The sequence below is a fragment of the Winogradskyella sp. J14-2 genome (genome assembly GCF_001971725.1).
Taxonomy (GTDB): Bacteria; Bacteroidota; Bacteroidia; order Flavobacteriales; family Flavobacteriaceae; genus Winogradskyella.
Genome location: NZ_CP019388.1, coordinates 2204810 through 2217719 on the forward strand (window position 1 = coordinate 2204810; position 12910 = coordinate 2217719).

8 protein-coding genes are annotated in these 12910 nt (G+C 36.0%); 2 read left to right on the forward strand and 6 right to left on the reverse strand.

Annotated features, from left to right (window positions below):
* Positions 1-4 precede the first annotated feature (4 nt).
* Positions 5-4798, reverse strand: coding sequence for a T9SS type A sorting domain-containing protein (locus tag BWZ20_RS10055; protein ID WP_076619607.1), 4794 nt, complete (start codon positions 4796-4798; stop codon positions 5-7).
* A gap of 105 nt (positions 4799-4903) precedes the next feature.
* Here BWZ20_RS10055 and BWZ20_RS10060 point away from each other — a divergent pair, with 105 nt between their 5' ends.
* Positions 4904-5374 carry a regulatory protein RecX gene (locus BWZ20_RS10060; RefSeq protein ID WP_076619609.1) on the forward strand — a complete coding sequence of 157 codons (471 nt, stop codon included), beginning with the start codon at positions 4904-4906 and terminating at the stop codon, positions 5372-5374.
* A 194-nt stretch (positions 5375-5568) separates the two neighbouring features.
* On the opposite strand, the gene BWZ20_RS10065 is transcribed toward BWZ20_RS10060, so the two are convergent.
* The 5 genes from BWZ20_RS10065 to BWZ20_RS10085 all read right to left on the reverse strand — a co-directional run bounded on the left by BWZ20_RS10065 (position 5569) and on the right by BWZ20_RS10085 (position 11348).
* Positions 5569-6054: a DUF6646 family protein gene (locus tag BWZ20_RS10065; RefSeq protein ID WP_076619611.1), complete on the reverse strand. Its 486-nt coding sequence runs from the start codon at positions 6052-6054 to the stop codon at positions 5569-5571.
* A gap of 56 nt (positions 6055-6110) precedes the next feature.
* Entirely contained in the window at positions 6111-6971 is an 861-nt protein-coding gene (locus BWZ20_RS10070) for a cupin-like domain-containing protein (RefSeq protein ID WP_076619613.1), read from the reverse strand.
* 134 nt (positions 6972-7105) lie between these two features.
* A complete protein-coding gene (locus BWZ20_RS10075) occupies positions 7106-8530 on the reverse strand; it encodes a flotillin family protein (RefSeq protein WP_076619615.1) in 1425 nt (474 codons plus the stop codon).
* Positions 8531-8557: 27 nt separating this feature from the next.
* On the reverse strand, positions 8558-9196 hold the full coding sequence (locus BWZ20_RS10080) for a hypothetical protein (RefSeq protein WP_076619617.1): 639 nt from the start codon (positions 9194-9196) through the stop codon (positions 8558-8560).
* A gap of 334 nt (positions 9197-9530) precedes the next feature.
* Positions 9531-11348, reverse strand: coding sequence for a TonB-dependent receptor plug domain-containing protein (locus BWZ20_RS10085; protein WP_076619619.1), 1818 nt, complete (start codon positions 11346-11348; stop codon positions 9531-9533).
* Between the two features lie 70 nt (positions 11349-11418).
* Here BWZ20_RS10085 and BWZ20_RS10090 point away from each other — a divergent pair, with 70 nt between their 5' ends.
* Entirely contained in the window at positions 11419-12909 is a 1491-nt protein-coding gene (locus BWZ20_RS10090; protein WP_076619622.1) for a PLP-dependent aminotransferase family protein, read from the forward strand.
* The last annotated feature ends 1 nt before the right edge of the window (position 12910 follow it).

Consider the following 12910-nt stretch of genomic DNA (forward strand, 5'->3'; position numbering starts at 1 on the left):
AATACTAACGTTGTTTAATTGCTTTTTTACTAATAACTTGGCCGTTGGATAAGGTAATTCTAGCTATATAGGCTGCTTTACTCAGTTTAGATAGGTTATAAACTTCAATAGAATTACTCCCAACCAAGTTGTAAATACGTCTTCCTAATATGTCTAAGATTTCTACATTCTCTATGGTGTACGATGCATTAACTTTAATCTGTACTTCACCATTATTGAGTTCAGTAATAATAAGATCATTAGAGGTTAGAGTATTATCATTTACAGATAATGCTTCAGGCGTAAATACAATTTCAAAGCGGTTGTTAAATTCACCTATTTCACTACTAAAATTATAAGGACTTGTACTTAAATTGTGTACTGTTCCTAAATCATAATCTCTTAAATAGATATCTTGGTCACCATTGCTAAACAAACCATCAACAGCATGTACTGCTATGGTGTAGTTACCTGTAGAAACTACATTAAAACCTAGAGGTACAACATCGGCATTTGAGAAAGGAAGCATCCTACCCTGAATTAAAAAATCATTTTCATTTAAAATTGAATAAAAACGTTGTTCGGTCTCATCACCAACCCATTTAGCATCATACATGCGATCTTCATCCATTGTAGCGTTTGGTACGTAGCCAATTACAATTCTTTCGCCGGTAGATTCATCGCTCAAACCAAAATCTAACCAAATTCTATGTTTTTCTGTTAATAGAGGATTGGATCTGTAAAAATTAGAATTGTCATAATCTCTTTGTCTCATTGAGTTGTCAAAAGACATAGCAATTGTAGATGAAGCAGTGCCATTTATAGTATTAACCATAAAACTTTGTCCGGCAGCAATATAGCCAGAAAATCCAGATGGCCCACTAGTAGTGGCTGTACCATTATAAGTAATATAGTCATCAGCATCATAATTGTAAACAAAGTCCTCGTAGAAGGGATCTGGTTCTATAGTACTAGGGTCAGAACCGTGTGTCCATATATTTATAAAACCTTCTAAATTAGCATTAGCTGCTAAAAATGCCATTGCAGAAATAGAAGATGGATATGGATTTCCAACTAAGTTCCAATCATCATTGTCACTTACTGCATCGGTTCCTCTAGATAAATTTAGATTAACATTACCATTATTGGGTACACCATTTTGAAAAATCTGAGTAGCAGGCACAGCCGAAGGTACTCTGGCAATATAACCAACACCCTCTTGCATAATTTGAGATGTTGCAGATACCCAGTTTCCTTGTCCAGTACCTGTATTTGGTGCTGTAGGATTCCATCTATAGATATGATTGTTATTTATCGGCAGATTATTAGTATTAAAATTGGTAATTGGCGACGACCAATACACATAATCGTAACTACTGTCTACATTATAGTTGCGGTTCATAGTAAGGTTGCCAACATTGGTAACATCATTTACCTGTATTAATGAAGCGCTATCTTGCAAAGTAAAGCTACCAGAATTTCTTACCACATTACCTACCTCAATAAATTGGTTAGTTTGAATATTTAAACTTCTACCACTATTGATGGTTAAGTCACCATTCAATATAAAAGTGCGGTCGGTCAGAGCAATATCAAAGTCGTTATCTAAAATAACGTTGTAAAATATTTCAGATTCAAAAGGGCCAGGAGGTAGAGGTGGTCCGCCGTAAGTAATAGTCTGTGGACTGCTACCTCTAAAAATTACAGTACCATTACCTTCGGCAAATGCAGTTTCATCAAGTTCATTAGTCCAGTTTCCGCTTAAGTAGAGTAACCCATCTGCTGTGGCATTATTACCATCATCCATATCTAAAGTGCCAGTACCCATGGCATCTATAGTAAGATTACCATTAACCTCTAAAATATTAGCACTATTACCAGAAATATCTACACGGCTTCCAGAAATCGTTAAGTTATTACATGTGGCAATATCGTTAAAATCATCTGAATAGTTTGCAGTAAAGTCTATTTGTGCAATATTCATTGCGGTATTATCTATTTGTACATTGGTGGTAGATTTTGGTACTGCCAACCCTTCCCAATTAGCACAATTAAACCAGTTAGTATCTACATCGCCTATCCATTGACCCGCAGGACTACTAGGGTTTAGTAAAAAGGTTTTACCTCCACTAGAAGCTGTATTATCTGTAGGGTCAAAATTGTAAGATGTTAAATTCCAATTACTAGCATTATCAGAAACGTTATTAACGATTTCTCTAATTGTAGCAGATCCATGCTCTTTATCATTTTCGTAATAGCCTCTAATAGATGAGATACTTTCAACATTAAAACAGCGAAGTTCTGGTGGTAGTCTAGATTCTCTGGTAGAGGTATTACCACTACAGGCACTTGTTAGAGGTACCCATGCAGTACCAATGGTTATACCATGCAATAAAGTTCCTGTAAATAAATAGTTAGCTTCATTAGCATCAATGGTTCCATCAGAGATAAAATCACCTTGCATAAGATACATCTGGTCATCACCAGAGGTTGAAATATTAGGATTAGATCCAGGATTAATTACATTGGCGCTAAAATCAATAGTTCTTGTTGTTGTGGTTGTGCCCTCTGTAACGGTTGCAAAAACAATAAACGCAGCAGATGTGGTAATTTCAAATCTAAGCACTGAGCCAGCTGGTATTACAGAACTACCTGTATAGATTATTTTAGCTTCAAAAGGAGCTTCGCTAGGATCGTCACTACCACCTCCCCATTTTTCGGTTCTAACATTGGCAGCCGCACCAGCTTCGTAACGTGCGTTTACGATTGAAAATTCAGTACCAGGAGTTATATCTACAAAAGTGGCAATTAAAAACTCATCATTTGCGCCACTACCATTTATTTGCCCATCAAAACCAACGAAGATAAGTTCTCCGGGATTAAATAAAGTAGATGTTGTCACAGTTAGCATTGCAGAGTTAGATATGGTTGATCCGCAAGCATTAGTTATGACGACACGGAATAAATTTCCATCGTCTGTAAGTTGAACATTCGTAACGGTTAAGAAGCTACTATCCGTGCCTACAGGACTCCACGAAGTACCACCATCTGTAGATACTTGCCATTGATAACTTGCAGCATTAGGACTAACTACAGTAAATGACGCAGAACCACCAACGGCAGCAGAAACATCACTTGGTTGCGAATTTATTACAGGTGCTGATGTTGTTACAGAAACTGAGTATGGACCAACTTCACCACTAGACCAGCAGCCTTCTACGGTGTTATATGCTCTTACGTAATAATTGCCAGAGGTAGTTACGGCTAAGTTACTTGCAGCATTATTAGTCTGGTCTTCGCCTAAGCTAGAGTTTTGCCAGTAATAGATAACGTCTGTAGGTGCGCTACCAGAAAAGCTAAGCGATGTGCTCGCTGCACAAACTGGTGTAGCACCAGAGATAGTTCCTATTGGGTCAGCAGGTGGTGTACATGCTGAGTAGCAAGTCCACTCTATGTCATCAACTATTACTTGACTTCCTGTAATATTTCTTATTTCTACAGTAACACCTCCTGCTATATTAATACCAGCAACAGAGAAGATATGTTCATTAAAATCATCGAAAGGTGTCGATGTTCCTTGAGAGATACCATTGACAAAGAGTTCAACTTGTCTATTTCCGCTACCAGTAAAACCTTTATAAAGTTTTACAGAAAAGTCTCCGATTCCATTAGGTACTAAACTTGATGAAACACTACTGTTATCAGAATTTCTTCTTAGCATGAGGGCATTCCCGTTAATTCCTGAACCGTTGGCATCACCATTTTCATCTCTAGATGCAACATAGGTCCAAGTCACACCATTGTCACCAGTAAAACTATTATCAGCATAACTAGCAGTAGCATTAGAGTTGTCAAATGTTTCAAAAGCACAATTTGTATTTGCGGAAGCCGAACAAGAAAACACCGCAGAACTAACTACCGTTTCTGTATAATTGCATGTTGTCTCTGCGCTAAATGTAGCTGTAATTTCAACATCACTTCCATTAGCCGCTAATTGCACATCTGTTATAGTTTGTGGTGAAGTACCTACTGCAATCGACGTTGTACCACCAACTATACCTGTACCAGTTAGATTTATTGTACCAGATGCTGGGGCATTACTGTAAGTAACTGTAACATCGGCAGTATAATAGTCATCAGAAGCGTTAGAAGTAGTGCCGTTATTATTACAAGAGCTTGAGTTGCTTATTGCAATATCGGTTATTGAGCATGTTGGAGAGCCTCCACAATCAGTAATTGTAAAGGTACTTGTAAAATCTTGTATTACAGTATTATTTCCTATCCAATTACTATTATCATGAATTGAAGCTCTTAAAGTTGCAATATCTCCTGTAAGAATACCATTGTACATGGCATTATCTATTTCATTTAGTGCAACTGCATTTGTTCCATTAGTCAATCCGGTCGGCAAGGCAGAAGTATTAGCATTAGTTGCATTGGCCTGCCATACACCAGCACCTTCAGAATTTATTGCGGTTATTATCGTTGAGCCTTGATAAACAATTAATTGGTCACCACTTCCTGATAAAGCTACATTGGACAAATCAATAGTTATTATATCACCACATGAATGTCCTCCGGCAGGAACGGTGTAATTGAAAATACCTTCTCCTCCTCTAAATGAACCTGTATTGAGCCAACCATTATCAGTAATGTCAATAGATTCACCAGCAGCAATATCATTAAAAACAAGAAGTTTGATTACTTCTGCACCATCAGCATTATATTGAACAAAGGCTAGGTCGCCAGTGTTAACTTGTCCATAACTAGACAAAAGAGCACAGAGAAAAATTATAAGTGATAAGTAGTTCTTTTTCATAGGGAGTAGGATTAACTATTAACCTACTGCAAAGCTAGTTTAAAAAAACCTAACTAACAGGTAGTTACGGGTTGTAATGTATTAACAAATTGTTATTTTCGCTAAATGAACCTAAAAAGCACATATACTGTAGACGAAGCGCAAAAAAAGCTTGAGAATTACTGCGCTTACCAAGAGCGCTGCCATAAAGAAGTAAGAGAAAAGTTAAAGGCTATGAAAATGATTCCCGAGGCTATTGATAAAATCATAGTACACCTTATTGACCACAATTTTTTAAGTGAAGAACGGTTTGCAAAAGCTTTTGTGCGTGGAAAATTTAGAATAAAAAAATGGGGAAAAAATAGATTGCTTAGAGAATTAAAACTAAAGGATATTTCAAAATACGCTATAGATGTAGCCTTAAAAGAAATTGATGAAGAAGATTATTATAAAACTTTGAATGAGCTCATAAAAAAACGTTTAGCACAAGTCAACGAAAAAAACATATATAAGAAAAAGAGGAAAGTTGCTGATTATTTGTTGTACAGAGGTTGGGAACCTTATTTAGTGTATCAAAAACTGAACGAATATTTATAAAAAAGCCTTTTCTTATGAAGAAAAGGCTTTTGAGTTTATAGTGTTAGGCTGACTTGTTCGGCTGACCGTAAGTCACTGAGCGAAGTCGAAGTGAGTTGAGGTCTATTTTAGCATCTTATTAGTACTTAGATCTTGGTTTTAAATTTTTAAGCAACACTTTTACAGGCTCGGTGAGACAGTTTGAGTGATAAAAATTATAAATTAAAACTTGCTCCAATATTAAATGTAAACTGATTGTAAAATAAATCCACCTCGTCGTCATATTTTGCTAGTGGGAAAGCAGCTTCAGTGTAAATACCAAAACCTTCAGAAAAGAAATAACGCGCACCAAGATGTCCGCCAAAATTCTTTAAGCTAAGACTAAGCCCAGGATATAAATCAAAATTTGGGTCAATGTTTATAACATTACCAAGGTTGGCATTAAATCTTGCTTTTAAGTCAAAACGATCACCAAAATCAGCAGCATCAGCTAATACATCATCAATACCCAAAGCATACGAAGAAGAAACACCTACAGAAATGTTATCTCCTAATCCATAATCGTAAGTAAGGTTTATACCTGTGGCTTCATCCTGAAAGTTAGCACCAACCTGAAATTTTTGATCTCCTTTACCCTCAAATGCCTGTGCGTTTCCAAAACTAAATAGTAACAATGCTGCTATTAATACAATATTTTTCATGTGATAAGTTTTTTAAAAATGTCCGCAAATATACAAATAGATTGTATGTCAGAAAATTAAACATAAGGCTTTGTATTGGTGATTGCCTTTTCATTTTTCCAGTCAATCCATTTTTGGCCTTTTATACGACGCATTAGGTTGTCATAATTTCGCATTAAAAAGATATTGTAAAGCGCTTTGCCTAAGTTTTTAGGATTGCGCGCAATAGCACGTAAACTCATAGAAAAACCAGGTGTAAGATAACGCATGTAATGCCAATAGCCTTCTGGCATGTATAATACCTCTCCATGGTTAAGGTTACAAACCCAACCTTTGGCATGCTTTAATGCTGGCCATTTCTCAAAATCTGGATTGGCAAAATCTATATCTTCTCTTGTAATTAAAGAATGTGGTACTTTATATAAGTATTTGTTCTGCTTTTGGTCGAATAAGATGCATTGTTTTTTACCTTCAAAATGAAAGTGAAAGATATTAGCCAAATCAATATCGTAATGCATAAAGGTGTACGAATCTCTACCTCCAAAAAATAACATTGGTAAGCCTTTCATTAATTTTAAACCAAAGTCTGGATAGTTAAAATCGTTTTGAAGTTGCGGCACTTCTTTCAAAATATTCCACAAGAAGATTCTAAATCTTGTAGGCTCACGTTTTAGTAGATCTACATAATCGCTCATTTTCATTTTAGCGTGTGCCTCGTTAAAACCGTCTTTATAATCTACAGGTCTGTCGTCGTAAAGCGGAACAATTTTGTCTCCTGCAACATCTTTCATGTAGTCTAGACTCCATTTTGAGTACGCTGGCCAATCTTCTATAAAACGCTCAATAACGACAGGTTTTTGTGGTTTGAAGTAATTTTTAATGAAATCTTCTTTCGTAATAGTCTTTACGCGAGGTATGTCTTTAAGGTCTAATTGCAACAGTTAAAACTTTTGAATTTCAAAGTTAAGAAAACGTTACCAATTGGTTTAAATTGTATAATAAAAAATAACTTCTATTAGATTACTAAATACTATAGTAAAAAAGCAGCCCACAATTTTGTGGGCCATCTTAGTTATTCTTTAGTGTCAATTTCAGCATCGTCTGCTTCAATATTGTTTTTATCTTTACCCTTTAAATATTCTGGCAGATCCATCCCAGCCATGTTAAACATTTCTTGTAACGGTGGTACAGCTTTGTACATACCAGAAATAAAGTTAGAGGTAGAGGATTTGCCATCTTTACTACCACCATTTTCCCAAACGGTAACTTTATCAATTTTAATATTTTTGATGGCTTCGGCCTGTGTTTTAACCAGTTCTGGTAATTTATCGGCTATCAATAACAAAACGGCATCTTTAGAGTTGTTGCCAGCTGCTTTTACGATTTCATCTAGACCAGCTGCCTGCTTGGTCAGTACTTCGTAAAGCCCTTTTGCTTCGGCTTGTGCTTTAAACAATATGGCATCTGCTTCACCTTTTGCACGTCTTCTTATACGTTCTGCTTCGGCTTCTGCGTCAATTTCTGCTTTCTTTTTAGCAATTTCAGTAGGTACGATAACGTCTGCCATTTGAGATGAGCGTTCGCGTTCTGCTCTGGCAGTTTCTGCTTCTTGCTCAGCAGCATAAGACTCTTGTAATGCTTTTGCCGCTTGTACTTTCTCCGAAGCAATTGCTACGCGCTCTGCTTCGGCTTCACGCTGACGTCGCAAAGAGTCGGAATTGGCAACGGATATTTTTGCAGTGTTTTCGCCCTCAACAGCTTTAGCATTGGCCGCGGCTACTTGTGTTTTTTCGTCTTGTACTGCATTAGCTTCACCAATGGCACCGTCTCTATTTTTCTCGGCAACTGACTTACGTGCGGCATTTATGGCATGTGCTGCAGCTTCTTTACCTAAAGCTTCAATGTAACCAGATTCGTCAACAATATCTGTAATATTTACGTTGATTAATTTAAGACCAACCTTTTTTAATTCTGACTCCACAGATTGCGATATATTGGTTAAGAATTTATCTCTATCTGAGTTAATTTCTTCAATATCCATAGAAGCTACAACCAAACGTAACTGACCAAAAATAATTTCTTTAGCCAATTCTTGAATATCTTGTAAACCTAAACCAAGCAAACGCTCTGCTGCATTTTGCATAACACCTGGTTCTGTAGAGACGCCTATGGTAAAGCGCGATGGTACATTAACACGGATATTTTGCTTAGATAGTGCGTTTACCAAGTTAACTTCGATAGAAATTGGTGTTAAATCTAGATATTCATAATCTTGAATTACTGGAATAATAAAGGCGGCACCACCATGGATACATTTTGCGGATTTTCCGCCGCCAACTTTACCGTAAACTACTAAGATGCGATCCGATGGACAACGTTTATAGCGTTTAATAAGTAAAATTAAGGTGAGCACTATAAAAAGTGCAACAAATATAAGTAGCATTGGTCCGCCAAAGCCCTCTAAATTTACATTGTCTTGCATGCTTAAATTAATCATAGGTTAATGTGTGTTTTGGTTAATAGTTTATTTGTTTTCTAAAAGGTTTTTTGCCCCTTGTTGCAAGGTCTCATGTTTAGGTGACGTTGGTTCAATGGGCTTGCGGGTTTGGTCTACAATTAAAATACCGTTAGATGTTACATCTACAACTTTAATAATAGTACCAGATTTTAATGATGTTTGCGAATCTGTAAGCGCATCGAGCTCTCTAAGTGTTCCTTGAATATTGACGCTTACTTTTCCCATGCTAGATCGACCTGCACCTATTGTTAGGTATACTTCGCCGATAGTGTCTAATGCATTTTTGTAGTTAAGCGTTCCGCTATCACTAAGTTTACTTATAAAGTAGAAAAGAGCAGTCATAATTAACATCATTAATAATCCGCAAAAAACAGAGATAATAATCGTTGCTGGTGTAGATAATCCGGCATCGATACAGGCAATTCCGCTCCAACCAAAAATGGTAAAAAAGCCTATTAGATTCTTAAACGTTATGAAGTGAAAACCTGCATCACCATCTAAATCTGTATCAATGTCTCCTATATCATCTGCATCTCCACCAGCAAATGCCATAATCATTACAACCATAAATATTAACGAGCTTACTATTGCAATAGACCAATACAGCTTTGAAAAAAAATCTAAATTTAAAAACCATTCTGTCATAATTATCAAGTTTTAATGCGTTATTAAATATACAACCATTGTAAGATTATTTGATCTTAATCTTGAAAGATTTTGATAAAGTTTAACCGTCAAGAAGACTGAATGAGTCCTAGCTTTTTGTTGTTGATTTAAGGATAAAAATGTATCCACTAAAAAAGAAGCGAGATGGTTAGTCTTAGCGAGTAATTAACCTGTTCTTTTTAGAGCTCTTAAAAGCTACATTTATTAACTGCTTTCAATTTATCAGTAGTTTTGCTGTTCTTTTTGTTACAATAGAAACAAAAAAACCCTGTCGGTTAGGACAGGATTTACAGTGAGATATGTTGTTTTCTATCTATTTAAACGTATATCGTAAACCAAATAACACGTTACTTGGTGGCATTGGTGTAAAGCCAGATTCAATATAGTCAGCATCAAAAATATTGCTTGCGGTTATTGTAAATTCTGCTTGGCTAAATCTAATGGCTACAGATGCGTCCCAGACATTATAGGTTTGTCCTGTTGTACGTTCGGCATACTTGTAAATTATGTTTTGACTTACGTTTTTAAATAACTGGGTGCTTAATCGCGTAATATATTGGTGCTTTAATGTATTAAGTGAATAGCGCGATAATTCTTCGTTTTGATCCGAAATATTATCATCTAAGTACGAGTATCCAAACGCTAAAGTTTGTTTGTAGTTGCTGATATTAAAGTTGTATGCAGCATCAAACTCTAAACCTTTGGTATTAACCTCTGTAATATTTTGTGCCGTAAACACATCTTCAGTTACAGACGTTCTTACATAATCGATAAGATTATCCGCATCTCTGTTAAATACAGCAATACTAGCTGTAAGTTTTTGTGAGACATATTTTAACCCAAGCTCTTGCGCAAACGCTTCTTCTGGCTCTAGATTTTCATTTCCGCTGGTTACAGGATCGTTGTAGTATAAATCAGTATAGGTAGGTACACGATAGGTATAACCAATGTTACCATAAACCTTAAAGTTATTAGTGATGTCGTACCCAACATCTAAACCAGGAAAAGCATGAAATTTAAAATCTGAAAAATACGTTAGTGCTACGCCAGGTGTAATATCCAATCTGTTATTAAACAAACTAAAACGATGCTCTAAAAATACATTGGTCATAAAGCGATTTCGGTTACCTAAGTTGTTACTTCTTAAATAGATTTTGGAGAGATCTACACCAAAACCGGTAATACCCAACTCTGAAGAATAAGAAGCGTTGGCTTCTGCACCAATTTTATCAGAAATATGAAAATTTCTAAAAAAGTTAGGATCGTCTCGTCGCAATAAAAACATATCTTGATTACGTCTCCAGTAAACTCTTGGCTGAATTTTTAATGTAGATGTTCTAAACGTGGTACCAAATGCAATTAAGCTATTCTGCGTTTCTTCGTACTCATTAAACGTAGGATTGGTTGTGTAGAAGTTTTCTGCACCAAACTTACGCTCAAGAAATGTAGCTGTCATTTCAATAGCTTGAGCATTTTTATTGAAGGTACTTTTTAGGTAATAATTGGCATTGTCATAATCCGTGTTAATTCGGTAACCTTCAGAAGTCACTCTACCAACATGAACAATATGCGATGAGTTTTCTAAATCTACTCCAGCAGTAACATTACCATTAAGCTGTCCAAAAGAACCAGTTTCAACGTTTACAGATGTTGAGTTTTTAAGGTTCTTCTTAGTTACAATATTTATAGCACCGTTAAAAGCATTCTGACCAAAAACTCTGGCTGCAGGACCTTTAATAATTTCTATACGCTCAATAACTTCTAATGGTAAAGCAGCGTTCATGGTGTGGTGACCTGTTTGTGCATCGTCCATTTTTATTCCATCTATCAGTAGAAGTGTTTGGTCAAAACCACCACCTCTTATGTAAAGATCGGCTTGGCTGCCACCTGTACCACGTCTTCTAATATCTACACCAGCCACTTGCTGCAATAAATCCGCAAGGTTTACAGTCGCACTTTTTTTAATAGCATCTGATGTGATAATGTTTATCGTTCTTGAATTTTCTTTAAAAGGTAAATCAATACGTGTACCAGTCAAAGTAACCGAATCTAGTTTTTGTGTGACTTCTTGCGCATTAAGCTGAAAAATAGCCATAATTAGTAATGCAAAAGGAGTAATCTTTTTTCTCATGTCTCGTTTTAAATTGAAAGTGCAAAAGTCGTAACTTTCCGGACGATTAAAATAGTCCACTTTTAAAAGAATGAATAGTCCGGTTGAAGCAATTTTAAAACAGCTAATTAGTTTCGATAAAACTATCGTGCAACCTGTCTATGTGCAAGTGTCTCAGCAAATTATAAATGTTATTCAACGTGGTTATTTGGTAAAAGGTACAAAATTACCAGGCACAAGAACATTAAGTCAACTTTTAAAGGTGCATAGAAACACAGCCGTTGCGATCTACGATGAATTGGCATCTCAAGGTTGGGTAGAAATCATTGCCAATAAAGGTACTTTTGTTTTATTGCCAGAACAAGCTACGGCAAAAATTAAAGCTGCTACACAGCAAGTACATCAGGCGTATCATTACCCTAAGAAAGCTGGTTTTCCGTTTCAGCAGTCGTTTCATTTGGCGACTAATCTTCAGCAAACACAGGCTAAATACATTATTAATGATGGTAAGCCAGATTTACGTTTGCATCCAACACATCAATTTTCGAGATGGTATAGCGCAGCTATGAAGCGTAAACCACTCATTCAAAAATGGAACAGAACCACAGCGTCTTCAACTTCAGTATTTAAAACGCAATTGTGTAATTATCTTAATGCCACACGAGGATTTCATATAAAACCCAACAACCTTCTGAATACACGAAGTTCTGAAATGAGTCTTTACATTGTATCGCAATTGTTGATAAAGCAAAACGACTTGGTTTTGGTTGGTCAGTTGAGTCATTATGCGTCTAACACTATTTTTCAAGAAGCAGGAGCTACGATTAGGACAATTCCTGTGGACGACGACGGTCTCGATGTAGATTATATAAGACAGCATTTTGTTAAAAATCGAATCCGATTTGTTTATGTAAGTGCACACAGGCATTACCCAACAACAAAAACCTTGAGTGTAGAACGACGTATTCAATTATTAGAGCTCGCTAAAGATTATGGTTTTGCAATAATTGAAGAAGATTACGATTATGATTTTCAGTACGATGGTTCTGCTATGCTGCCTATGGCTACGGCAGATGCAAAGGGTATGGTAATTTATTTGGGCAAAATAGGGCAATCGTTATTTCCGAGTTTTCAATCTGGATTTGTTGTAGCGCCAGAAAACCTTATTACCGAGGCTCGCAACTATCTCACAATTTTAGATGAGCAAGGTGATATTATACAAGAACAAATGTTATCGGAATTAATTGCTGAAGGTGAAATATACAGATTACTAAAGAAGAATATCGTAACCTACAAAAAACGAAGAGATGTTTTGTGTGACGCTCTAAAACAACAGTTTAAAGATGTTATTCAGTTTAAAAAACCTTCAGGAGGTTTAGCAATTTGGTTAAGATTTTTAAAACAGATTTCTCTGGTGCAATTAGCCAATGAAGCAGAAGCCTTAGATGTGTTTTTACCAAAAACAATTTTATATCAAGATAAAGATACCTGTGCTATTCGGTTTGGTTTTGGACATTTAGATGAAGATGAAATAGAAGATATAATTACTAGAATGAAACAGGCTTTCGATAAGGTGATTTAAT